General features: G+C 70.2%; 19 protein-coding genes. 13 read left to right on the plus strand and 6 right to left on the minus strand.

Features of this window, described 5'->3' with window-relative positions; translation table 11 throughout:
• Positions 1–494: 494 nt before the first annotated feature.
• From C1I98_RS13005 to C1I98_RS13020, 4 genes are all read left to right on the plus strand, one after another.
• On the plus strand, positions 495–1154 hold the full coding sequence (locus C1I98_RS13005; RefSeq protein WP_111167422.1) for a class I SAM-dependent methyltransferase: 660 nt from the start codon (positions 495–497) through the stop codon (positions 1152–1154).
• A complete protein-coding gene (locus tag C1I98_RS13010; protein ID WP_111167423.1) occupies positions 1151–3799 on the plus strand; it encodes an SUMF1/EgtB/PvdO family nonheme iron enzyme in 2649 nt (882 codons plus the stop codon). The genes C1I98_RS13005 and C1I98_RS13010 overlap by 4 nt, the downstream gene beginning before the upstream one ends.
• Positions 3796–4053, plus strand: a complete 258-nt coding sequence (locus C1I98_RS13015) for a hypothetical protein (RefSeq protein ID WP_111167424.1) — start codon at positions 3796–3798, stop codon at positions 4051–4053. The genes C1I98_RS13010 and C1I98_RS13015 overlap by 4 nt, the downstream gene beginning before the upstream one ends.
• Before the next feature lie 98 nt (positions 4054–4151).
• A complete protein-coding gene (locus C1I98_RS13020) occupies positions 4152–5258 on the plus strand; it encodes a hypothetical protein (protein ID WP_146607406.1) in 1107 nt (368 codons plus the stop codon).
• A gap of 298 nt (positions 5259–5556) precedes the next feature.
• Here the strand turns inward: C1I98_RS13020 and C1I98_RS40450 are convergent, their stop codons facing one another.
• Together C1I98_RS40450 and C1I98_RS13025 are read right to left on the minus strand one after the other, a co-directional pair.
• A complete protein-coding gene (locus C1I98_RS40450; RefSeq protein WP_146607407.1) occupies positions 5557–5793 on the minus strand; it encodes a hypothetical protein in 237 nt (78 codons plus the stop codon).
• Positions 5794–6193: 400 nt separating this feature from the next.
• Positions 6194–8284 carry a tetratricopeptide repeat protein gene (locus C1I98_RS13025; RefSeq protein ID WP_158558011.1) on the minus strand — a complete coding sequence of 697 codons (2091 nt, stop codon included), beginning with the start codon at positions 8282–8284 and terminating at the stop codon, positions 6194–6196.
• A 110-nt stretch (positions 8285–8394) separates the two neighbouring features.
• Between C1I98_RS13025 and C1I98_RS13030 the strand changes: the two genes are divergently transcribed.
• Entirely contained in the window at positions 8395–9681 is a 1287-nt protein-coding gene (locus C1I98_RS13030) for a cytochrome P450 (protein WP_111167427.1), read from the plus strand.
• Position 9682: 1 nt separating this feature from the next.
• On the opposite strand, the gene C1I98_RS13035 is transcribed toward C1I98_RS13030, so the two are convergent.
• Positions 9683–10897 carry an ROK family transcriptional regulator gene (locus C1I98_RS13035; RefSeq protein ID WP_111167428.1) on the minus strand — a complete coding sequence of 405 codons (1215 nt, stop codon included), beginning with the start codon at positions 10895–10897 and terminating at the stop codon, positions 9683–9685.
• A gap of 131 nt (positions 10898–11028) precedes the next feature.
• Here C1I98_RS13035 and C1I98_RS13040 point away from each other — a divergent pair, with 131 nt between their 5' ends.
• From C1I98_RS13040 to C1I98_RS13065, 6 genes are all read left to right on the plus strand, one after another.
• The gene (locus C1I98_RS13040; RefSeq protein ID WP_111167429.1) at positions 11029–12081 is read left to right on the plus strand and encodes a substrate-binding domain-containing protein; all 1053 of its coding nucleotides are present in this window, start codon (positions 11029–11031) and stop codon (positions 12079–12081) included.
• Positions 12082–12097: 16 nt separating this feature from the next.
• The gene (locus C1I98_RS13045) at positions 12098–13039 is read left to right on the plus strand and encodes an ABC transporter permease (protein WP_111167430.1); all 942 of its coding nucleotides are present in this window, start codon (positions 12098–12100) and stop codon (positions 13037–13039) included.
• Positions 13036–13797: an ATP-binding cassette domain-containing protein gene (locus tag C1I98_RS13050; RefSeq protein ID WP_111167431.1), complete on the plus strand. Its 762-nt coding sequence runs from the start codon at positions 13036–13038 to the stop codon at positions 13795–13797. The genes C1I98_RS13045 and C1I98_RS13050 overlap by 4 nt, the downstream gene beginning before the upstream one ends.
• Before the next feature lie 29 nt (positions 13798–13826).
• Positions 13827–14708 carry a sugar phosphate isomerase/epimerase family protein gene (locus C1I98_RS13055; RefSeq protein WP_111167432.1) on the plus strand — a complete coding sequence of 294 codons (882 nt, stop codon included), beginning with the start codon at positions 13827–13829 and terminating at the stop codon, positions 14706–14708.
• The gene (locus C1I98_RS13060; protein ID WP_111167433.1) at positions 14705–15364 is read left to right on the plus strand and encodes a nucleoside/nucleotide kinase family protein; all 660 of its coding nucleotides are present in this window, start codon (positions 14705–14707) and stop codon (positions 15362–15364) included. Before C1I98_RS13055 ends, C1I98_RS13060 begins: the two co-directional genes overlap by 4 nt.
• 76 nt (positions 15365–15440) lie before the next feature.
• Positions 15441–17396 carry a WD40 repeat domain-containing serine/threonine protein kinase gene (locus tag C1I98_RS13065; protein ID WP_111167434.1) on the plus strand — a complete coding sequence of 652 codons (1956 nt, stop codon included), beginning with the start codon at positions 15441–15443 and terminating at the stop codon, positions 17394–17396.
• On the opposite strand, the gene C1I98_RS13070 is transcribed toward C1I98_RS13065, so the two are convergent.
• Positions 17397–19517 carry a transglycosylase domain-containing protein gene (locus C1I98_RS13070; protein ID WP_111167435.1) on the minus strand — a complete coding sequence of 707 codons (2121 nt, stop codon included), beginning with the start codon at positions 19515–19517 and terminating at the stop codon, positions 17397–17399.
• Between the two features lie 200 nt (positions 19518–19717).
• Here C1I98_RS13070 and C1I98_RS13075 point away from each other — a divergent pair, with 200 nt between their 5' ends.
• Together C1I98_RS13075 and C1I98_RS13080 are read left to right on the plus strand one after the other, a co-directional pair.
• Positions 19718–20608, plus strand: a complete 891-nt coding sequence (locus tag C1I98_RS13075) for an NAD(P)-dependent oxidoreductase (protein WP_111167436.1) — start codon at positions 19718–19720, stop codon at positions 20606–20608.
• On the plus strand, positions 20605–21321 hold the full coding sequence (locus tag C1I98_RS13080; protein WP_111167437.1) for an SDR family NAD(P)-dependent oxidoreductase: 717 nt from the start codon (positions 20605–20607) through the stop codon (positions 21319–21321). The genes C1I98_RS13075 and C1I98_RS13080 overlap by 4 nt, the downstream gene beginning before the upstream one ends.
• 43 nt (positions 21322–21364) lie before the next feature.
• Here the strand turns inward: C1I98_RS13080 and C1I98_RS13085 are convergent, their stop codons facing one another.
• Together C1I98_RS13085 and C1I98_RS41350 are read right to left on the minus strand one after the other, a co-directional pair.
• On the minus strand, positions 21365–22183 hold the full coding sequence (locus C1I98_RS13085; protein WP_111167438.1) for an AraC family transcriptional regulator: 819 nt from the start codon (positions 22181–22183) through the stop codon (positions 21365–21367).
• On the minus strand, positions 22183–22377 hold a 195-nt coding region (locus C1I98_RS41350; RefSeq protein ID WP_158558012.1), incomplete at its 5' end, for a hypothetical protein. The genes C1I98_RS13085 and C1I98_RS41350, both read right to left, overlap by 1 nt.

Genomic DNA, 22377 nt, shown 5'->3' on the forward strand with positions numbered 1-22377 from the left:
CCCCGCAGCCGTACCAGCCCCTGCCCCACGCCCGCGCCGGGGCTGGTCCTGCGGTGACCTCAGTAGCTGTCACTCCAGCGAGACCAAAGCCCGCCCACCTGGAAATGGACGCGCTGGTCCGCCATGTAGTCGCAGGAAGTCACCGATGCCAGTGCGGGGCAGGCGGCAAATACTTCACGCCGCCGATTGTCCCCTTTCACGGGGCGCTCACGGCGAGTACAGCCATCTGGCGCGGTACGGCGCGAGCCCGGACACACCGAACAACGCATATATGCTCCTCGGCCATTTACCCCAATAACATCCCATCCCCCACACCGATCTCACCTCGGCCGTGACCCTTTCTTGACTATGATCGAACCCCGTCAGATGCTGAGGATGCCCTGGTGCCGTGGTGTGGAGGGAACGTGCGCAGTGATGTCACGCGGGCACACTATGATCGGCTTGCGACCAGCTTTGATGAGAATTGGGCATATAGTCCGGATTTCATCGCGTGGATGACCGGCACGATCGTCGACCGGCTCAACCTGCGCCCCACCGACACGGTCCTGGATCTCGGCGGGGGTACCGGTCTGTACTCGCGGGGTATGGCCCAACACGCCGCCATGGTCGTCTGTGCCGATCCCTCCAATGGCATGCTGGCGCAATTGCCTTCCGACCCGCGGCTGACCCCCCTGCACGCGGGAGCCGAGGAAATCGTCGATGCAAAAATACGACTCCCGCTCGAGGCATACGACGCCATCCTCCTCAAGGAGGTCGTCCACCACCTCGACGACCCCGCCCGCATTCTCGCCGGTCTGGCCCGCCTATTACGACCGGGGGCACGGATTCTCGTGGTGATGCTGCCCACCATGATCGACTATCCGCTGTTCGACGCGGCGCTGAGGCTCTTCCAGCAACGCCAGCCAGACCCCGAGGACATCGCCGAGGCCATGACCGGTGCCGGTCTACATGCTGAGGTCACCTACGAGGGGTTCCCGCTCGCATTCGATCGTGAGCGCTACATCGACATGGTCCGCAGCCGATACATGTCACTGTTGTCCAGCTTCACCGATGCCGAATTGGAGCAGGGCGTCCAGGAGATCCTCGCCCGCCATCCAGGCCCTGAGGTGCGTTTCACCGATCGGTTCGCTTTCGTGCTGGGGACGGCCCCATGAGCGTGGAACTCGACGGCCGCCTGCACCAGCTCCGCAACGAGTTGGACGACCACTCCCGCGTGGCCCGGCATCTGGGGCTGGACCTAGAGCGGCCGATCAAGTCCATCGGCGACGGCTACCCGGAGAACGCGATCGCTCTCGTGGGGAAGATCACCGAGCGGATTCTCAAGCAACTCTGGCGGCACCACAATGTTCCGGGCGACCCCGGAAGTAGGGCGCTGAACGAGCTGATCAAGGGCGCTTTGCCGTACATCCGAAGTAGCAATGTCGTGGACGCGTTCCGGGACATCCAGCGATTGCGCAACCGATCCACCCACGACGGGTACGAGATCGCCGACGAAGACGGGCTGACGGCGGTACGGCGGCTGCTGGATGTGCTGGCGTGGTTCAGCAGTACCGGGAGCGGCATTCTCAGCGGGGATGTGCCCAAGCTCGCGCCAGATGTCGCGGTCAAGGCGGAGTTCCTCGCAGGACTGTACCTGACCCTGGACTTCAAGCCGGTCAAGCGTTTCGAGCTGTCGCGCAACACGCTCTACCAGCTCTTCTTCCGGGAACGCGGGCTGCGGAGTGAGTACATTGAGCTGCTGCTCAGCAAGAGCGTCGATGATGTCATCCAGGTCTTCGACGCCACCGGCGGCGAGTTACTGCAGACCCGCCTTCCCAAGCTCACCCGCTTCCTGATCCTGGAGCAGAACGGCACCATGCAGCGGCCGGGGCCACTGGGCGAGGACTTCCGGGTGGTGACGTACGAGCGGTTCATGGACGCCTTTGTCGACCTTGATCGGCACCTGGCCGACGTCGCCGACGCCTACCCGAAGCCGTCGGGCGCCGAGCAGATCACCGTCTCCGGCGACCTGCTCACCACAGACGATCAGACCGGCGAGCAAAAGATCATCCAGGTGGGCGCCGCCAGCCGGTTACTGGACAAGGTGGCGACCGCGGGCGGGAACCTGCTGATCGTCGGCCGGTCCGGCACCGGCAAGACGACGCTGCTGAAGCAGCTTGTCACCCGTTCGGCGGCCGCGACCGGACGGCGGTACCGCTTCTACTTCGACATGAGTCTCAAACGGCGTGATGAGGACTTCCGCGACTTCGTGACGCGCACGCTCGCGCCGTACATGTCGGTGGAGAACACCCACGTGTTCGATGTGTTCCACTATTTCGCCCGCTCAGGGTCGGTGCTGTGCGCGCTGGACGGCATCGACGAGGCGGTACCGTCCATGACGCAGGCGGGTTTCCTGGAGTTGTTCACCGAGCTCGCCCAGGTACTCTCGGCCGAATCGGCCGTCGTCACCACCTCTCGGGTTTCGTTCCTGGAAGACACCCCGCAGGTGCGGCGCCTGCTGGACGGCACGGCGCTGGTGTCGGAGAAGCTCGTCCAGCAGCTCCACGCCCAGGGGGTGAACCCGCTGCAGGTGCCCCGCTTCTCGGCGCTACGGCTGCACGACGACCCTTCCAATACGACACCGCTGCAACGACGCCTGTCCCACCAACTCGTCTCCGGAGCCGAACAGGCTCCTCACCTCGCCGAACTGGCCTGGAAGCACATCGAGCAGACCATTGCCGAGGCCGAACTGAGCCATAGACTGACCGCGATCGTCGGCTACTTCGGCGCGGCGTTCCTACGCGACCAGGCCACCTTCGGCTTCATCGACATCGTCAACCACCTGGGCATCGAAGTGTTCGACCGTGGGCGGCTGAGCTACGACGCATTCCGGCTGCGCCCGCTGTTCCGCCCCGCCGATGCCTCCAGCGTCGCCTTCACCCACAGCGCCTACCAGGAGCTCATGGCCGCCGACCACCTCCGCCTGCCGGCCAACCGGGAAGCGGCACTCGCCGATGCCGTCCCGCCCCGGCTGACCGAGCAGGTGCGTGAGTTCCTGTTCCGCCGTTCGCAGGCGTCGGCGATCAATGATGACTGCGTGCTGCCCACCGGCACCTACCTGGTCGGGCCGAGCCACCACCTGATGCTCCGCAGGATCGAGCGTCCGGTGCGGTTCGACCGGTTCCCGGTCACGGTCGAGCGGTACAACCGGTTCCTGGACGCCGTACGGGAGGGCGGCTCTCAGCAGTGGGACCACCCGGACATGCCCGACGGCATCACACACGAGCCCTGGCTGGAACGCCTGCGCGTGCCCGGCTACTACACCGACCCTGCGTATGCGAACCATCCGGCGATCTGTGTCAGTTCCTGGAGCGCGTACGCGTTCGCCGCCTTCGATGGCAAGCGGCTACCCACCTCCACCGAGTGGGAGGCCGCCGCGCGCGGTACCGACGGCCGGTTGTTCCCCTGGGGTGACGACATCGACTTGGGCATCGTCAACTGCGCCGACTCCTGGAGCGGCCGACCGCTGATCACCTACGAGGCGTGGCGGGAAGAGCTCGACGGCGGCCGGCTGGGCCTGGCCATGCCCGGCCCGGTCGACGACCATCCCGGCAACGTCTCGCCGTGCGGCATCAGGGAGATGGCCGGCAACGTGTGGGAGATCACCTCTACCGTGCTTGACGACCTCGGCGAGGTCATCATCTGCGGCGGCTCCTACGACAATCCCTTCCGCGCGCTGCAGACCTCGTCCAAGGGACTGGCCCGCAGACGGATCAGCAGCAACGCAGTGGGGTTCCGCTGTGTGGAGGAGATGCGATGAGCCAGCGATTCGGCCACATCGTCGATCGCATGCCGTACGGCAGCGGCAGTACCGGCCGCCAGGGCACCTACATCGTGGAGGACGGCGAGACCGGGACTCGGCACAGCTTCATGTACGCCGACATCGTCACCGAAGGGTTTCGCACCATCCGGACCGGCGAACGCGTCCGCTTCACCGTGCCCGCCGACGACCCGGAACGCGCCGCCTACGTCATCCGCCTTGACCTGCCGGACATCGAGGACTACTACCGGTGACCGGCCTGGCACGGCACTGCCTCATCGCCGTCTACCAGGCTCACTTCCCTACGGCACCCACCTGGGCCGAAGGCCCTCTGGTCCTGCGGCATCGCAGCATGAGCTCCACCGCCGCCGCGCGGAACAATTACTACCGCGCCAAGGCCGCCCGTATCCTGTACGGCACCGCCGACACACCGCGCCGCTGGCACGACTCCGCTCGCCGGCGCATCGGGGACATCGAGATTCTGGGCGTCGAAGCTTTGCGCATGAACGAGGGATACGGCCTGGTCGCCGTCCATTTGCGGTGCCTCCGCGGTACGCCGATCGAACTGCTGAGATCCCTGGCCGGACGCCGCGACGCCGCCCCGGTCCCGTTCGACCCGCAGACGCTTGTGGACGGCCAGGCCAAGATGGAGCCCGACACCCGGCCGTACACCGTTTCCTTCGCCACGCACGTTAAGGGCGGGCTGCCCCGGCTGTACCGCTCGATGCGGTACCGGCGTTGGCCGGTCGCCAGCCAGTGGCTGTGGTCCATGGCCTCACGGACCAACCTGGAGGACTACCCGCCCGACCCGAAGAACCTCGAACCAGCCGACAGTGACATCATCCGCCTGTCGGTGGACTGGCAGGCGATCGTCCTGCGCGACGGCGCGGCAATTGTCGGGCTTCGCCCCGACCAGGGACATGGAGACCCCTTCTTCGGCTATGCCGCGGTCTATGTGCGGTCGATCTATCTCGATGCCATACTTCTCGGCCTCCTTCACGAGCAGGCGCTGACCGCGTTGGAGGAACGGATGATGGCGGCGCTGGACTCTTCCATGGCCGCCACGATGGCCGCCCTGGAACGAGATGTGAGCTTCTTCCGCCACCAACTATGGGCCCAGCACCTGACCCCGCACGGCATACCGAACCGGCTGCTCAGTGCCTATCAGCGCGAACATGCGCTCCGTGATCGCTTCGACCAGATCCTGACGGAGATCAGCGACTTCAACCGCCTCGCCCGCGACGACGAGAGCCGTAGCGTCAACGCCACAGTGGTGGTGTTCACCCTCCTCACCGTGCCGGTCGGCATCGCGCTCGCCCTGCTGCAGGTCTTGGAGACCGACGACCTGTGGCTGATCACGACGGTGTCATTGGCGTGCCTGCTCCTGACCGCTCTGCTGCTGCGCACCCGCTCCGCCCGCCTGGCCATCCGCGCCCTTCGCCGCCGCCTCACCCAGTGATCAAAGCCCGGTCGCGCCCTCGAATTCAGGCGGAGTACAGACCGTCCCAAGGCCCCCCGAATCCGAGCGCTCTGCCCAGTCGCATTCGTCTTCTGGTCGCTGTGTCCTTGTTCGACGACCAGGCCGAAAAGTACGCCGTCAAATACGAGCTGGAATGGCCGGATGGCGATACCGCAGTATTTCCGCTGGAGCGGCTTGTCGAGGAGTCCGTCCATCCGGGCCTGTGCGCAGGCGACGGCCGAGTTGGTGACGTGGGGGCGTTGGGGCGTTTTTGCTGGTCCCGCCAGGCTCTGGCGTATCAGATGTCGGACTCAATGTGCCGGCCCGCGAAGTCGAATCGGTGCAGCACGACATAGAGGCGCTTGTGGTCATCCCAGTTGCCGACGGTCTGCCGGATGGCCGGTGGAGCCCTTTCAACCTCAAGCTCCCTGGTCAGAGGCGGAAAAAGCGAGATACCGTAGCCGCATGACCAGGCGCCCTGCCGGGGAACCAGACTCGGCCCGAGCCTAATGGAGGCGCCTTTGACCTGGTTCAAGCGGCCGATTGAAAAAGGTTTATTGTGTCGGTGTGGTAGCCGGGCTTGCGGGCGATGGGGATGATTTCGGGTACGAGCACGATGGAAGCCATACTGCCGAGCATAGGGTGGCTTCGCCGATTGCTAATGGTTTGCGCCACGGATGTGGTCAGGTTTCGCAAGATCCTGAGGAAGTAGGTTGAACCGCAACGGTACACGGTGATCTGACCTCGCGGAGGAAGCATGCTTCGCCTTGGGAAATACCAGGCGTTCCAGAATTGGCCTGCGGCGATAGCGCCGGGCGAAGCCCGGCAAAGAGAGAACAGGGCGAGCGAAGCGAGGGCAATTGGGCGGTTCCCGCTGGAGGCGGGGGTTCAGCCGGTGTCGTGGCAGCGAGTGGGCACGATGCGCGGAAACCGGGTCAGTGGGGGTGGTCGAGGGAGGTGAGGTGAGTGTGGAGGCGGGCGGTGGTGGCTGCGGTTGGTTCGTTGAGGGTTTCGAGGGCCTGTTCCCAGTGGTGGCGGGCCTCTTCTCGTCGTCCGTAGAGTTTGGCGAGTTCGCCCAGGGCCTCCAGGGCGGCGGCGCGGCCGACCGAGGAACCCAGGGCGGTCATCTGTTCCAGACCGCGCCGGAGGTGTTCGTCCGCCGTGCTGAGATCGCCGGCGCCCGTGTGTGCTCGGCCGAGCATGATTTCCAGGCGGGCCTGGTTGTACTGGTCGTCGACCTTGGTCAGTCCCGGGCGGGCCTGTTCGAGGTAGATCACCGCGTCGGCACCGCGTCCCTGGGTAATGAGGACCCCGCCGAGTTCGACCAGGGCCAGGGCCGCCTTGCGGTCGGCGCCCTCCTCGCGGTAGATCTCGATCGCGGCGAGGAAGTAGGTGATGGCCTGCTCCTTGTCGCCCTGCGCCGCCGCGACGACGCCGAGCCGGCGCAGGGAGCCCGCCTCGCGGTCGCGTTCGCCGAGTCTGCGCCAGAGGTTCAGGGCGACGGTGAAGTGCGCGGCGGCCTCGTCGGGCTCGCCGAGGGCGTTCAGGGTGAGGCCGAGCCTGCCCAGCATTTTGCCCTCGGCCTCCAAGTCGTTGCAGGCGCGGGCGGCGGCGAGGCCGGTGCGTTCCACGTCGAGCCGTTCCATGTGGTGGCCGCGGAACAGATACAGGCTCCACATCGCGTCGGTGATCTGCCAGGCGGTGGCGTGCCGCCCCCGGTCGTGAGCGGTGGTGACGGCGGCGGTGAGGTTCGCGCGTTCGGACTCCAGCCACTCAAGGGCATCTTCGGGGCCGCCAAAGTCGGTGACTTCGGATGGCCGTGGTTCGGCGTCGCGCGGCAGGCCCGTCCGGTACGGCCGAAGGCGGCGTTCCGCGCGCGCCGCCGTACCGAGGTACCAGCCGAGCAGCCGGGCCACCGCCCCTTCGCGGGTCTCGGCCCGCTCGGTCGTGTCGGCGAGCTGGGCGGCGTGCAGCCGGACCAGCGCGTGGTGGAATCGGTACCGGCCGCCGGCGGTGTCGGTGAGCAGGTTGGCGTCGGTCAGGATGCCGAGCAACCGGCGCGCCTCGACCGCCGGGATGTCGGCCAGCGCGGCGGTGGCTGCCCCGCTGAAGGTGGCGCCGGGGACGAGGCCGAGCAGCCGGTAGATCCGCGCGGCGTCGGGGCGCAGCGCGCGGTAGGAAAGGTCCAGGGCCGAACGTACGGCCATGTCGTCTCCGATCGTCAGCACGGCGAGCCGCCGCTGCTCCTCGGCCAGGACGGCGGCCATCTCGCCGAGCGTCCAGTTGGGCCGGGAGGCGAGCCGGGCCGCCGCGACGGTCAGCGCGAGCGGCAGGCGCATGCAGAGTTCGGTGAGTTCGGTGGCCGCCTCGGGTTCGCGGTTCACGCGTTCGGCTCCCACGGTGTCGCGTAGCAGGTCGAGGGCGGCGGCGGCGTCGAGCCGGTCCACGTAGACGCCGCGCGCGCCGCCCGCCAGCAGGCCGGCCAGCCGGAGCCTGCTGGTGACCAGGGTGACGCTGGCCGGCGAGGTGGGCAGCAGCGGACGGACCTGGGCGGCCGTCAGCGCGTCGTCGAGCAGGACGAGCAGCCGCCGGTCGTGGGTCACCGTGCGGTAGAGGGCGGCCCGCCCGGCGAGTTCGCCGGGGATCAGTTCGATCGGTACGCCGAGCGCCTGCAAGAAGTCGCCGAGGACGGTCAGGGGCGTCACCGGCCCGTCGTCGGCGTGGCCGCGCAGGTCGGCGTAGAGCTGGCCGTCGGGGTAGTGCGGGCGGACGGTGTGCGCCCAGGCCAGCGCGAGCGCGCTCTTGCCGACGCCGGCCGAGCCGGTGATCAGCGCGGCGGCGGGTACGCCGGCGAGCGCGTGCTCCTCGCGCATGGCGTCGAGTTCGGCGAGCGGGGCTGTGCGATCGACCAGGCGGAGACGGGGAAGAAGCTGGTTGGGGACCGGCAGGGAGGTCGGCTCGTGCAAATGCAGACCGCCGAGCACATCACGGAATTGGACGACCGACCCGAACGCCGTTCCGGCCATCTCATTATGGTTGATTTCCGCTGAATTTCGGTCACTATCCGGCCACTTGGACATGTGCCCGCCCTCGCTAAGCGCCACCTCCAGATTAGATCAAAGGGAAAGGAAGAGAAATGCCGGAGAATTCGATACCCGGCCCGGGCCCCGGCGCGAACCTCGCGCCGGTGGGCGGGCTGCACGAGTACCAACTGCGGCTGCACGCCGAATACGGGCCGGTGGCACGGTTCCTGCTGCCGGGCGGGCTGCCCGCCGTCTCGGTGGCCGATCCGGTGTTACTGGAGGCCACCGCGCATATCGACAAACGGCCGGAAGAAATGTTCGAGTTCCTGGCCCCGCTGTGCGAGGCGGGCAATCTGCAAACGCTGCCCGCCGACGAGCACACACCGTGGCGCAAAGTACTGCTTTCGGTACTGGCCGGGCGGCGTTCGCACCAGGCGCGGTTCGCGCGGTTCACCGAACTGGCCATCGACCTGGCCGGGCGATGGGCGGCGTACGACGGGCCGATCGCGTTGCAGAAGGACCTGAGCGCCCTGTCGCTGCGAATGATCTGCGACTACGCGCTCGGCGGGCTGGACGACCCCGCCACGGCCGAGCGCGTCGTGACCGCCTTCCAGACCGTTCTGGAGAACGGCGACGACGCCGGCCAGGCTCTGGCGTACCTGCGGAGCGTCGTGGACCGAATCCTGACCGGCGACAAGACCGGCGACAAGGCCGGCGACAAGGCCGGCGACAAGAGCGACCTGATCGGCGCGCTGGCCGCCGCCGGGATGAGCCCCGCGCGGATCAGGGACACCGTGCTCGTGATCATGCTGGCCGCGCATCACACGACCGGCGTGGCCGTGTCGTGGACGCTGCACCTGCTGGCCCGCCACCCCGAGATCGCCGCCCGGGTGGCGGCCGAGGTGGACGGCGTGCTCGGCGAGCGGCCCGCACCCGCGTACGCCGACCTCAGGCGGCTCACCTACCTGGAGATGGCGCTCAAGGAGTCGATGCGCCTCTACCCGCCGGGCCCGTACGGCGCGCGCGAGGCCACCCACGACCTCACGCTCGGCGGCCACCACATTCCCAGCGGAACGACGATCCTCTATCCGTTCTGGGCCGTCCACACGAATCCGCGCTATTGGCCTGATCCGCAGGCGTTCATCCCGGAACGCTTCACCCCCGAGGCCATCGCCGCCCGGCCGCGCTACGCGTTCGTCCCGTTCGGGCTGGGGCCGCGGGCCTGCGAAGGATCAGGGCTGGCGATGGTGGAGGCCGAACTGGTGCTCGCGGTACTGCTGAAGCGGCTGGAGTTCGGCCCGGTCGCGGGGCACCCGGTGGTGCCGGTGGAGCGCTTCGTCCTGTGGGCGGCCGACGACATCCTGATGACGGCGACGCCGCGCGCCCCCCGAAGCCGGTGACCTAAGCATGATCGACGGCATGATCGACCAGTTCCTGAACCCGCTCGGGGGTGTAGAGGCCGTCGGCGAGCAACTGCGCGAGCCCGAGCACCCCCGCGTGCGGGTCGAGGTCGCTGCGCACGATTTGGAGGTTGCGGGTGGCCAGCGGCAGCGAACGCCGGTACACGATCTCGCGGATGCCCGCGAAGAGCTGTTCGTCGATGTGCGCGAGCTGGCCGCCGACCGCGATCACCCGGGGGTTGAACAGGTTGACGGTGTCGGCGATGGCCCCGCCGAGGATGCGCGCCGCGCGCCTGGCCAGCCGTACGGCGAGCGGGTCGCCGCCGCGGATCAGGCCCACCGCGTCGTCCACGGTCGTCACCGCGCGCCCGGCCGCGCGCAGGTCGCGCACGAGCGCCCAGCCCCCGGCGTACGCCTCGACGCATCCGGCGTTGCCGCACCGGCAGACCGGCGGCTCGTCCACGTCGTCCACATGGACCTGGATGTGCCCGACGTCGCCGGCCGCGCCGTCCGCGCCGCGGTGCACCCGCCCGCCCGCGACCAGCCCGGTACCGACCCCCGTGCCGATCTTGACCATCAGCAGGTGCGGCACGTCCGGATAGCGCAGCCGGTGCTCGCCGTACGCCATGGCGTTGACGTCCTTGTCCACCAGGACCGGGCAGTCGTAGCCCGCCGCGAACCAGCCCGGGATGTCGTAGCGGTCCCAGCCGGTCATGATCGGCGGGCTGACCACGCGCCCGCTGGCGAAGTCGACCGGGCCGGGGACGTCCAGGCCGATGCCGAGCACGTCGGCGGGCGCGTGCCCGGCCACCCCAAGGATCTCGGCGAACAGCCCGTCCACCACCGAGAGCACCGCCTGCGGCCCCTCGGTGACATCGGCCCTGGTCTCGCGCTCGACCAGCACCTCGCCGGCCAGGTCGCACAGCGCGGTACGCAGCCCGGTGGCGCCGATGTCGGCGACCAGCAGCACCCCGCGGCCGCGGTTGACGACGAACCGGCCCGCCGGACGCCCGCCGGTGCGCGCGTCGACCGGGGACGGGATCAGCAGCCCGGCCGTCAGCAGGCCGTCCAGCCGCTGGTTGACCGTGGTGCGCGACAGCCCGGTACGGCTCACCACCTCGGCCTTGGTCAGGCCCTCGGCGACGTCACGGAACAAGCCAAGGATCTCGCCCGAACCGACCCCCATCCGCGCGGCGGCGAGACTCGTTGTGCCCATGCGGACACTCTAGCTATGACCGAGACTGTCGGTAAGTCACCCGACTTTCGACGGTAAAAGTTGAAAGAAGGCTTGCCAGGCGCCAGAAGTAGGGATTACGGTCAGGACATCTGAGCTGAAAGGGATATCCGATGTATGCCAACGCCCGAGGCCGCCGCTTGGCGGTGGTCGGTGCGCTCGTGGCCGCGGGCGCCCTCGCACTGGCATCCTGTGGTTCGGGAGAGCCCGCAGGCACGGCCGGTCAGACGGCGGGCGCGACCACCGCCGCTCCCCGGATCGCCGCAGTGATCAAGGGCCTGGACAACCCGTTCTTCCAGACCATGAAGCAGGGCATCGACGAGCAGGCCAAGACAGGCGGGGTGCAGGTCACCGTGCAGGCCGCCAACGCCATCACCGACACCACCGGGCAGGCCGACAAGCTGGACGGCCTGGCCGGTCAGGATTTCTCCTGCTACGTGGTCAACCCGATCTCCGGCACCAACCTGGTCCAGGGCCTCGCCAAGCTGTCCGCGCTGGGCAAGACCGTGGTCAACATCGACAGCCCGGTGGACGCCAAGGCCGCCGAGAGCGCGGGCGTCGAGCCCGCGACCTACATCGGCACCGACAACGCCGAGGCCGGCGCGCTGGCCGGGCGGCGGATGGGCGAGCTGCTACGCGGGGGCGGGCAGGTCGCCGTGGTGGGCGGCATCGCGGGCGATGTGACCAGCGGGGCCAGGGTCGAGGGCTTCCAGCGGGGGGTGCCCGCGAACATCAAGGTCGTCCAGACCGTCGCGGCCAACTGGGAGCGCCAGGCCGCGCTCACCGCCGCCACCGACCTGATGCGCGCCCACCCCGAGCTGAAGGGCTTCTTCGTCGCCAACGACGACATGGGGCTCGGCGTGGCCCGCGCGGTCGCCAACTCCGGCAAGGCCGGGCAGGTGAAGGTGATCAGCGTGGACGGCATCAAGGACGCCCTGGAGGCGGTCAAGGCCGGCACCCTGGACGGTACCGTCGCGCAGTACCCGTACACGATCGGGGTGATGGGCGTGGAGGCGTGCCAGGCCGCGGCGGCCGGCAAGCGGCTCCCGCCCAACGTGAAGGCCCCGGTCGAGATGGTCACCAAGGACAACGCCGACCAGGCCCTGGCGGCCACGCCCAAGCCGTTCGGCGAGTACGACGACCCGTTCAAGGCGCTCATCCAATGATCGGGACCGAAGTCCGGTGAGCGTCGCGGCGCGCTTGAAGGACCCGGCGTTCTGGGCGGAGTGGGCCGCCCTGGCCGGCCTGATCGCCCTGGTGATCGTCTTCCAGGCGCTCAACCCCACCTTCCTGAGCCCGGGGAACATCGCCTCGATGCTGGTCGCCGCGGCGATCCTGATCATCCTGGCGGTCGGCCAGACCTTCGTGATCGCCACCGCGGGCATCGACCTGTCCATCGCCTCGGTGATGACCATGGGCGCGGTCGCCTTCGGCCTGTCGTACACGGCCGGCTGGGGGCTGGGGCCCGCCTGCCTGCTCGCGGTCGCCGCCGCCGGGGTGGCGGGCGCGGTGAACGGCATGATCATCGCCTGGGGGAAGATCGCCGACTTCATCGTCACGCTGGGCATGCTGTCCGCGGCCTCGGGGCTCGCCCTGATCCTCGCGGACGGCAAGCCGGTGACGATCGTCGATCCGGTGCTGCTGCGGCTGTCCACGGGCGGGTTCGGGATCTTCGGCTGGACGTTCCTGATCGCGCTCGCCGTCGCGGTGATCGCCCATGTGGCGCTGTTCCGCACCAGGTTCGGCACCCACCTGCTGGCCACCGGCGGCGCTCCGGAGTCGGCTGCGGCGATGGGCATCAGCACCCGGCGGATCAAGATCGCGGTCTACTCGATCAGCGGCGCGCTGGCCGGGCTCGGCGCGATCCTGCTGGTGGCCAGGGTCGGCGCGGCCGAACCGGCCTCCAACACCTCCTTCCTGCTCAACTCCGTGGCGGCCGTGGTGCTGGGCGGGGTGAGCCTGTTCGGCGGCCGGGGCACGATCGTCGGCCCGGTGATCGGCGCACTGCTGCTGACCGCCCTGGTCAACGGCCTGACCCTGCTCGGCGTCGCGCAGTTCTACCAGCCGCTCGCCGTCGGCATCGTGGTGGTGCTGGCCGCGCTGATGACGAGGTTCCAGAAGTGAGCAACCCAAACGGTCGGGACATCCTGCTCGACTGCCGCGACGTCTCTCTCACCTTCGGCAGCGTCCGCGCGCTGGTGGACGTCTCGCTCACCGCACGGCGGGGCGAGATCACCGCCCTGGTCGGCGACAACGGGGCCGGCAAGTCCACGCTGGTCCGCTGCGTGTCCGGGATCCACCGGCCGGACAGCGGGCGCATCCTGTTCGACGGCGAGGAGACCGCGTTCCACTCGCCGGAGGACGCCCGCGACGCCGGGATCGAGACCGTCCACCAGAACCTCGCCCTGGTGGAGGACCTCACGGTCTGGCAGAACCTGTTCCTCAACCGGGAGATCGTCCGCCGGTTCGGCCCGGTGGCGCTGCTTGACCGCCGGGCCATGCAGGCCCGCGCCAAGCGGATGGTCTCGGCGCTGGCGGTCAACGTGCCCGAGGTACGCTCCCGGGTGCGGCGGCTGTCGGGCGGGCAGCGGCAGGCCGTGGCCATCTGCCGGGCGACGGGATTCAGCTCCAAACTGGTCATCATGGACGAGCCGACGGCCGCGCTCGGGGTCCAGGAGACCGCCCGGGTGGAGGAGCTGATCGTGCGGTTGCGCGACGAGGGGCATGCCGTACTCCTGATCAGCCACAACTTCGCGCAGGTCATGCGGCTCAGTCAGCAGGTGTGGGTGATGCGCGCCGGCCGCCGGGTGGGCGGACGCCGTACCGCCGACACCACCGGCGAGGAGATCGTCGGCCTGATCACCGGCGCCATCGAGAACTGACCCCGACCACACCGAGGAAGGCACCCACCGTGGCCACCGACACGCAGACCAACCCCATCGGAGTGCACGCCCTGGTGTGGGCGGGCGACACCAGCCCCGCCTCGCTCGCTCTGGCCGTGCGCAAGACCAAGGCCACCGGGTTCGACCTGCTGGAGCTGTCCCTGCACGACTCGGTCAACCTGGACCTCGCCGCCGCCCGCGAGGCGCTGCGCTCGGCGGGCCTCGGCGTCGCGTGCTCGCGCGGGCTGGCCTTCGGCGCCGATGTCTCCAGCGACGACCCGGCCGTGGTGGAGCGCGGCGAGAAGCTGCTGCACGACTCGCTCGCGGTCACCCAGGGGCTCGGCGGCACGCACCTGACCGGCGCGCTCTACAGCGCGCTCGGGAAGTACGGTCACCCGCTCACCGAGGCCGGGCGGCGCAACGTGGTGGCGGTGCTGCGCCGGCTGGCCGGGGAGGCGCAGGGCCGGGGGATGACGCTCGGGCTGGAGATCTGCAACCGCTACGAGACCAACGTGGTGAACACCGCCCGCGACGCGCTGCGGCTCGCCGACGACATCGGCGCCGACAACGTGCTGATCCACCTGGACACCTACCACATGAACATCGAGGAGGACGACCTCGTCCGGCCGGTTCACGAGGTGGGCGACCGGCTCGGATACGTCCATATCGGGGAGAACCACCGGGGCTACCTCGGGTCGGGGCACCTCGACTTCACCTCTTTCTTCCACGCGCTCGGCGACATCGGGTACCGGGGGCCGATCACGTTCGAGTCGTTCTCCTCGGCCGTGGTCATGCGCGGGCTGTCCAACGACCTGGCGATCTGGCGCAACCTGTGGTCCGACGGGGAGGACCTGGCCCGGCACGCGCGGGCGTTCATCGCCGGTCAGCTCCACGCCGCCGCGGCCCGATGACCGGCCTCGCGGACCTGGCCGCGCGGGCCCGCGCGCTGACCGCAGGGGGGAGGCGGGCCGTGCTGGGCATCACCGGCGCGCCGGGGGCGGGCAAGTCCACGCTGGCCGACCACCTGCTGCGGGAACTGCGCCGTACGGCGGGGCCGGAGTGGGTGGCGCACGTCCCGATGGACGGCTTCCACCTGGCCGACGTCGAACTCGACCGGCTCGGCCGGCGCGACCGCAAGGGCGCGCCGGACACCTTCGACGCGGCCGGATACGCGGCGCTGCTGCGCCGCCTGGACGAGGAGCAGGACGACGTGGTCTACGCGCCCGCCTTCGAGCGCGACCTCGAACAGCCGATCGCGGGCAGCATCCCGGTCCCGCGCGCCGCCCGGCTGGTCATCACCGAGGGCAACTACCTGCTGCACGACGAGGGCGACTGGGCCGGGGTGCGGCCCCGCCTGGCCGAGGTGTGGTACTGCGACCTCGACCCTGGCGAGCGGCTGCGCCGCCTGGTGGCCAGGCACGTGCGGTTCGGCAAGGCCCCGGACGCGGCCATGGCCTGGGCCACCGGTACCGACCAGCGCAACGCGGATCTCATCGCGGCCACCCGCCACCGGGCCGACCTGCTGATACCGGACGCGATCATCCGCGCGCTGACCCCACCGGGCTGACCGATTCCCTGACCGGCCCCGGTGGGCAGAAGTACGATATGTCGTACCTCGTACAGGTCCCCGGAATGAGGTGGGCATGTCCGACCCTCTGCATGAGGGGCACTCCTGGATCGGTGACCACCGGCTGATCCGCCAGATCGGTGACGGCGGGCAGGGGGTGGTGCATCTCGCCCACGCGCCCTCGGGCGAAGAGGTGGCGATCAAGCTCCTGCACCTGTCGCTCGCCCACAAATCCGACAGTCGGCGGCGGTTCCTCCGTGAGGTCGAGACCGCGCGGCGGGTCGCCCCCTTCTGCACGGCGCGCGTGCTCGGCATGGGCCTGCACGACGGCCGGCCGTACATCGTGAGCGAGTACATCCCGGGCGTCTCGCTGGAGGAACTGGTCCGCACCGAGGGGCCCCGGTCGGGCGGCGGCCTGGACCGCCTGGCGGTCACCACGATCAGCGCGCTGGCGGCCATCCACCGCGCCGGAATCATCCACCGCGACTTCAAGCCGAGCAACGTCATCATGGGGCCGGAGGGCCCGGTCGTGATCGACTTCGGCATCGCCCGCGCGCTGGACCACACCTCTCCCGGCACCCGCGCGATAGGCACCCCCGCCTACATGGCCCCCGAACTGTTCACCGACGCCCCGCCCGGCTTCGCCGTGGACATCTTCGCCTGGGGCTGCACGATGGCCTACGCGGCGAGCGGGCAGCAGGCGTTCGCCCGGAACGCGGTTCCTGCGGTGATGCATGCGATTCTGCACGCCGAGCCCGATCTGTCCGGTGTGCCGGACGCCTTACGCCCGCTGCTCGCCCGGTGCCTGGCCAAGGACCCTGACGAGCGGCCCACCGCCGTCGCGGTGTACCGCGCGCTGACCGGCGAGAGCGACCCCGACCCTGACTCGACCGGGCCCACCGCCTCGGGTCCGCTCCGTGGGATGTCGCGGCGGCGGGCCCTGGTGGTAGGCGGGCTGGCCGGTGGCGTGGCCGCCGCCGCGGGCGCGATCTCCGTGCCGCCGCTGGTGTCCCGGCTCACCGCCGAGCCGACCCCGGGTCCGGCCACCACGGGCCGTACCGGGTCGGCCCCGCCCTTCGGCCGGCTCCTGATGGGCCCGCTGGTCGGCCACACCAAGGCCGTCAGGGCCGTGGCGACCACCGTGCTGGGCGGCACCCCGGTGGCCCTGTCCGGGGGCGAGGACCGCACGGTCCGCGTGTTCGACCTGGCCGAACGCCGGCAGATCGGCAACCCCTTCACGAGGCACACCGGGCCGGTCCGGTCGATCGCGGTGAGCGGGCGCATCGGGGAGCCGACCGTCGTCTCGGCGAGCGACGATCGCACGGTCAGGGCGTGGGAGCTTCGGGCGTTCAAGGAGACCGGCCCGCCGTACCGGCACCGCGGGCAGGTCAAGGCGGTGGCGACCGGCAGGCGGGGCGGCGAGCCGATCGCCATCAGCGGCGGCGAGGACCGTGCCCTGCACGTCTGGGACCTCGCCGAGGGCAGGAAGATCTATGCCCGCGACGCCGACCACAGCTCCAAGATCCTTTCGGTCGCCTACGGCGAGCGGAATTTCCAGCCGCTCGCCGTGACCGGCAGCGAGGACGGCACGCTGCGGATCTGGGAGCTCGCCGACGGCCGGCCGATCGGCGACCGCCTGATCGGGCACACCGGCCAGGTCCGCACGGTCGACATCGGCCATGTGGACGGCACGCTCGTGGCCCTCTCCGGCGGCCTGGACGGCACCGTGCGGGTCTGGAGGGTGGACACCCACGAACGGCTCGGCTCCACCCTCACCGGGCACCGGGGGACGGTGTGGTCGGTGGCGTTCGCCGAGGTGGACGGTGTCCCGCTCGTGGTCTCCGGCGGTGAGGACGGCACGGTGCGGGTCTGGAACCTGCGTACCATGCGGCCCGTGGGCAAGCCGTTCACCGGGCACACCGGGCGGGTGTGGGCGGTGTGCGTCGGGTGGCTGAACGACGTCCCGATCGTGGTCAGCGGCGGGCAGGACCACGGCGTCCGGGTGTGGAGCCTGGCCCCGCCGTTCCCCTGATCACTGGAAGTCCTCGATGTCCTCTTCGGGTTCCCGCTCGGATTCCTGCTCGGGCTCTGGTTCGGTGCGGCAGTCCTGGGCGCAGCCGCCGAAGCGGGTCCGGTCCACCTGCGGGAACGGCGTCGGCGCGATGCCGCGCAGCGCCTCCCGCATGGTGTCGTTCCAGATCGGGCCGGGGATGCTCGCCCCCTGCACCGAGCCGTAGTACCGGCCGCCGATGGTCACGCCGGTCAGCTTGTACCGGCTCGATCCGCGCGGGTCGCCGATGCTGACCGCGCCCGCGAGGTCCGGGGTGAACCCGGCGAACCACGCCGTGGCGTATCCGTCCGTCGTGCCGGTCTTGCCCGCCGCGGGCCGGCCGATGCCGCCCACACCGCTCATGGTGCCTTCGGTGAACACCCCCGACAGCACCTCCGCCGCCGCGTCGGCGACCCCTGCGTCGATGGCCTGGCGGCAGGACGGGCGGTAGCGGGTGGCCTTGCCGTCCCTGCCGGTGATCGCGGTGATCGCCATCGGCGCGCAGTACCTGCCGCGGGCCGCGATGCCCGCGTACGCACTGGCCACGGTGACCGGGTCGGTCTCGTTGATGCCGAGCACGAACGTCTCGTACTCCGCCAGCGGGCGTCCGTCGGCACGGTGAATCCCGAGGGCCTTGGCCGTCTTGACGGTGTCGCACAGCCCGACGCGCCGCTCCAGTTCCATGAAGAACGTGTTCACCGAGTGCCGAGCGCCGGTGCGCAGGGTCTTCCAGCCGGGCGAGCCCTCGTCGTTGGTGACGGTGTGGGACAGGTCGCCGACGCCCTTGCCCGCGCAGTTGACGAAGTCGGAGGGCGCGGAGGCGCGAAAGCCCGCTCCTGCGGTCAGCCCGTCGTCCAGCCGCATGCCCTTGCTGAGCGCGTTGAGCAGGGTGAACGTCTTGAACGTGGAGCCGGCCTGAAAGCCGACGCCGCCGCCGTGCGCGGCGTCGGCCACCACGTTGTAGGAGATCTGGTGCTTCTTGGAGCCGTACTCCCGGCTGGCCGCCATCGCCCGGATCGCACCGGTGCCCGGCTGGACCAGCGCCTGGGCCGCGACCGGGCCGTCGGTGGAGCGCACCCGGGCGCGGATGGCCCGCTCCGCGGCCCGCTGCATGGCCGGGTCGAGCGTCGTCTTGATGGTGAGGCCGCCGCGTTCGAGGTACTTGCGGCGGTCGTCCTTGGTGCGGCCGAACGTGGGGTCGCGCAGGATCTCCTGGCGGACATAGAAGCAGAAGTACGGATATTTGCTGGTCTCACAGCCACCCGGGAGTTTCGTCCCGACATAGCCGAGCTTGCTGGCCTTGGCCTTGGCCGCCTCGGCCTTGGTGATCTTGCCCAGCTCGGCCATCCGGTCCAGCACCACGTCACGCCGCTTGCGGAGCCGTTCCCGGTGCCCGCGGCCCAGGTTGGGGTCGGTCGCGTTCGGGTCCTGTACCGCGCCGGCCAGCGTGGCCGCCTGGGGCGGCGTCAGCTCGGCGGCGGTGACCCCGAAGAACCGCTTGGCCGCCGCCTCCACGCCATAGGCGCTCGCGCCGAAATAGGCGATGTTCAGGTACTTCTCCAGGATCTGGTCCTTGCTGTACTTCTGCTCCACCCACAGCGCGTGGCGAAGTTCGTCCAGCTTGCGCGCGTAGCTCGCGGCCAGGGCCTTCTCCTTGTCCGCCTTGGTGGTGGCGGAGTTGAACAGCACCTGCTTGACGTACTGCTGGGTGATCGTCGAACCGCCCTGGCTGACCCCACCGGCCTGCACGTTCTTGGCCAGCGCCCGCATCGTGCCCTCGATGTCGATCGCGCCGTGCTGGTAGAAGCGGTAGTCCTCGATCGCCACGATCGCGCTGCGCATCACCCCGGCCACGTCCGAGAGGCCGACCGCGACCCGGTACTGCTCGTAGAACCGGGCGATCTGCCTGCCCTTGACGTCCTGGACCACCGAGACCTCGGCCGGCGGCGGCTCGCTGAGCGCCTTCGGCGCGATCCCGACCTCGTTCACCACCGTCACCAGGCCGATGCCCGCCCCGCCGACCGCGGGCAGCGTGATCCCCGCGACGAGCAGCCCCGCCGCCACCCCGGCCGCGGCCAGCGCACCGAGTCGCTTGCTGGACATTTACTTTCCTCCCCCATCGAACCCCGTGGCGAGCAGCAAAGCGGTCAATTCAGGCAGTGTCAAATATCGATATGCGGGCGGACACGTTGCGGGTTTCGATATGAGCCCAGCTCAGGGCCGTATCACAATCGTTCAAGACATCGGGCCCGAGCCCGCACTACAACGGGGCATCCAACGGGCATGCGGGCGGAGGTCGGTCGATGGGTGTGGGGTTCGTCGGACTGGGGATCATGGGGCAGCCCATGGCGCTCAACCTGGCCAGGGCGGGGACACCGCTCGTGGTGTGGAATCGCACCGCCGCCAGGTGCGAGCCGCTGCGCGCCGCGGGCGCGTCGGTGGCGGGGAGCGCGGCCGAGGTCTTCCGGCGGGCGCGCGTGGTGCTGCTGATGCTGGCCGACGAGGCGGCGATGGACGCGGTGCTGGAGCGGGACGCCCCGGCGGCGTTCGCGGCGAACGTCGCCGGGCGCGTCGTCGTCCACATGGGCACGACGTCGGCGACGTACTCGGCCGCGCTCTGCGCCGCCGTGCGGGCGGCCGGGGGCGAGTACGTCGAGGCCCCGGTGTCCGGCTCGCGCGACCCCGCCGAGGCCGGTGAGCTGGTCGCGATGCTGGCGGGCGAGCCCGCCGCCGTGGCGGAGGCACGGGCGCTGCTGCCGCCGATGTGCCGCGACGCCATCGAGTGCGGGCAGGTGCCCGGCGGCCTGCTGATGAAGCTGGCGGTGAACATCTTCCTGATCACGACGGTCACCGGGCTGGCCGAGGCCGCGCATTTCGCGGCACGGCACGGGGTGGATATGCGAAGCTTCCGGGATGTTGTCGACTCCGGCCCGATGGCCAGCGCGGTGTCCCGGGTGAAGGCGCGCAAGCTGGTCGAGGGCGACCTCGCCGCCCAGGCGGCCATCGCCGACGTGCTCAAGAACAACCGGCTGATCGCCGAGGCCGCCCGCGCCTCCGGTACGGCCTCGCCGCTGATCGACGTCTGCCAGGAGCTGTTCGCCGAGACCCTGGCGCTCGGGCACGGCGGGCTCGACATGGCGGCCGTCGTCCGCGCCATCGAGGCCAGGACGGCCGGGCAGGGGGCCCCGGCATGACGGTGATCGTCACCGGCGGCTCGCGCGGCATCGGCCGCAGCGTCGTCGAGCGCCTGTCCGCGACCGGCGTCCCCGTGCTCTTCACCCACTCGGCCTCCGACGACGAGGCCCGTGAGCTGGAGGAACGACTCGGCCCGCAGGTTCGCGGCGTCCGGCTGGACATCACCGGCGACGACGCCCCCGGCCGGCTGTTCGACCTCGCCGAGTCGCTGGGCGAGGTGTCCGGGCTGGTGAACAACGCCGGGATCACCGGCGGGATCGGCCCGTTCACCGACCTCGCGGACGACGACCTGCGGCGGGTCGTCGAGGTCAACCTGGTGGCCCCGCTACGGCTGTGCCGGGAGGCCGCCCGGCGGTGGAAGGGGCGGCCGGGCAGGGCGATCGTCACGGTGTCGTCGGTGGCGGCGCGTACCGGCTCCCCCGGCGAGTACGTCACCTACGCGGCCACCAAGGCGGCGGTGGAGACCATGACGGTGGGGCTGGCCAAGGAGCTGGCCCCCGCCGTGCGGGTCAACGCCGTGTCGCCCGGGTTCATCGACACGACCATCCACGCGCGTTCGGGTGAGCCGGGGCGGGCCTTCCGACTGGCCGAGCGGGTGCCGCTGGGGCGTCCGGGCGCACCGGGTGAGATCGCCGAGGCCATCGTGTGGCTGTTGTCGGAGCAGGCGTCGTACGTGAACGGGGCCGTACTTGAGGTGACCGGCGGGCTGTAGTCGGTGCGGCTTGCGTGTGCTTCCGTGCGACTTCCGTGCGGCTTCAGACGAGGGCGGCGGCCCATTCCCCCGGCGTGAAACCGTAGGCCCGTTTGAACATCCGGGTCATGTGGCTCTGGTCGGCGAACCCGGCGGCCAGCGCCGCCTCCGGCAGCGGCGTGCCCTGCCGCAGCGCGCGCCGGACCAGGTCCAGCCTGCGCATCGTGCGGAACCTGGTCGGGCTGGTACCGAACACCACCCGGAACTGCCTGGCGATCGTCCACCGGTCCAGCCCCGACACCCGCTCGTACTCGGCCAGCGTGTGCCGCGCGGCCGGATCGGCGGCGATCAGCTCCCGTACCCGGGTCAGCGCCTCCAGCGCCGGTTTTCCATGTGTTCTGCGCGGCGGCGCGTCCGCGTGCCGTTCCAGCGCCGCCACGACCAGCAGCGCGACCTCCAGCCGGGCGAACTCGTCCAGCGGCTCGTCCATCCGCCGCAGGCACGCCGCCAGCGCCGGATGCATCCGCTGCGGCCGGACCACCGGATCGGCCACGAACGGCAGCGGCCCGCCGCCCAGCGCCTCCTGCACCAGGAACGGATCGACGTACAAGATCCGGTACCCGAACCCCTCCTCGCCGCCCGCCGCGCCGTCGTGCAGCTCGTCGGGGTGCAGGATGTGCCACTCCCCCGGCAGGCACACCCGCCGCTCCCCCCGGTAGCGGAACGTCTGCACCCCGGCCATCGTCATGCCGATCGCGTAGGTGTCATGCCGGTGCGGCGAGAACGCCGCCCCGACCAGCGCGGCCTCCAGCCGCTCGATCCCCTCCGCGCCGCACCCGAACCGCAGCCGACTACCGGCCACCCCTAACAGATGCTCCCTCATCACCTTGCCACGATGACAGAGATGAGCACGAGCGCGGCGAACACCGCCACGAGGAGCCCGACGCGGAACAGCGCACCCCGCGCCTGCGCCCGCGCCGACCCGGGCCCGGTCAGGTCCACCACGATGGTCCGCGCCACCACATCGTGCAGCCCCCGCCGCCTGCGGTCGGCGAACGACCACAGCGGTGCCGCCAA

The organism is Spongiactinospora gelatinilytica (genome assembly GCF_003236385.1).
GTDB classification, from domain to species: Bacteria; Actinomycetota; Actinomycetes; order Streptosporangiales; family Streptosporangiaceae; genus Spongiactinospora; species Spongiactinospora gelatinilytica.

Bases quoted from the DNA above. Each gene is read 5' to 3' on its own strand.
- C1I98_RS13005 (WP_111167422.1), top strand. From the start codon at position 495: ATGACCGGCACGATCGTCGACCGGCTCAACCTGCGCCCCACCGACACG.
- C1I98_RS13010 (WP_111167423.1), top strand. From the start codon at position 1,151: ATGAGCGTGGAACTCGACGGCCGCCTGCACCAGCTCCGCAACGAGTTG.
- C1I98_RS13015 (WP_111167424.1), top strand. From the start codon at position 3,796: ATGAGCCAGCGATTCGGCCACATCGTCGATCGCATGCCGTACGGCAGC.
- C1I98_RS13020 (WP_146607406.1), top strand. From the start codon at position 4,152: ATGAGCTCCACCGCCGCCGCGCGGAACAATTACTACCGCGCCAAGGCC.
- C1I98_RS13025 (WP_158558011.1), bottom strand. From the start codon at position 8,284: ATGGCCGGAACGGCGTTCGGGTCGGTCGTCCAATTCCGTGATGTGCTC.
- C1I98_RS13030 (WP_111167427.1), top strand. From the start codon at position 8,395: ATGCCGGAGAATTCGATACCCGGCCCGGGCCCCGGCGCGAACCTCGCG.
- C1I98_RS13035 (WP_111167428.1), bottom strand. From the start codon at position 10,897: ATGGGCACAACGAGTCTCGCCGCCGCGCGGATGGGGGTCGGTTCGGGC.
- C1I98_RS13040 (WP_111167429.1), top strand. From the start codon at position 11,029: ATGTATGCCAACGCCCGAGGCCGCCGCTTGGCGGTGGTCGGTGCGCTC.
- C1I98_RS13060 (WP_111167433.1), top strand. From the start codon at position 14,705: ATGACCGGCCTCGCGGACCTGGCCGCGCGGGCCCGCGCGCTGACCGCA.
- C1I98_RS13065 (WP_111167434.1), top strand. From the start codon at position 15,441: ATGTCCGACCCTCTGCATGAGGGGCACTCCTGGATCGGTGACCACCGG.
- C1I98_RS13070 (WP_111167435.1), bottom strand. From the start codon at position 19,517: ATGTCCAGCAAGCGACTCGGTGCGCTGGCCGCGGCCGGGGTGGCGGCG.
- C1I98_RS13075 (WP_111167436.1), top strand. From the start codon at position 19,718: ATGGGTGTGGGGTTCGTCGGACTGGGGATCATGGGGCAGCCCATGGCG.
- C1I98_RS13080 (WP_111167437.1), top strand. From the start codon at position 20,605: ATGACGGTGATCGTCACCGGCGGCTCGCGCGGCATCGGCCGCAGCGTC.
- C1I98_RS13085 (WP_111167438.1), bottom strand. From the start codon at position 22,183: ATGAGGGAGCATCTGTTAGGGGTGGCCGGTAGTCGGCTGCGGTTCGGG.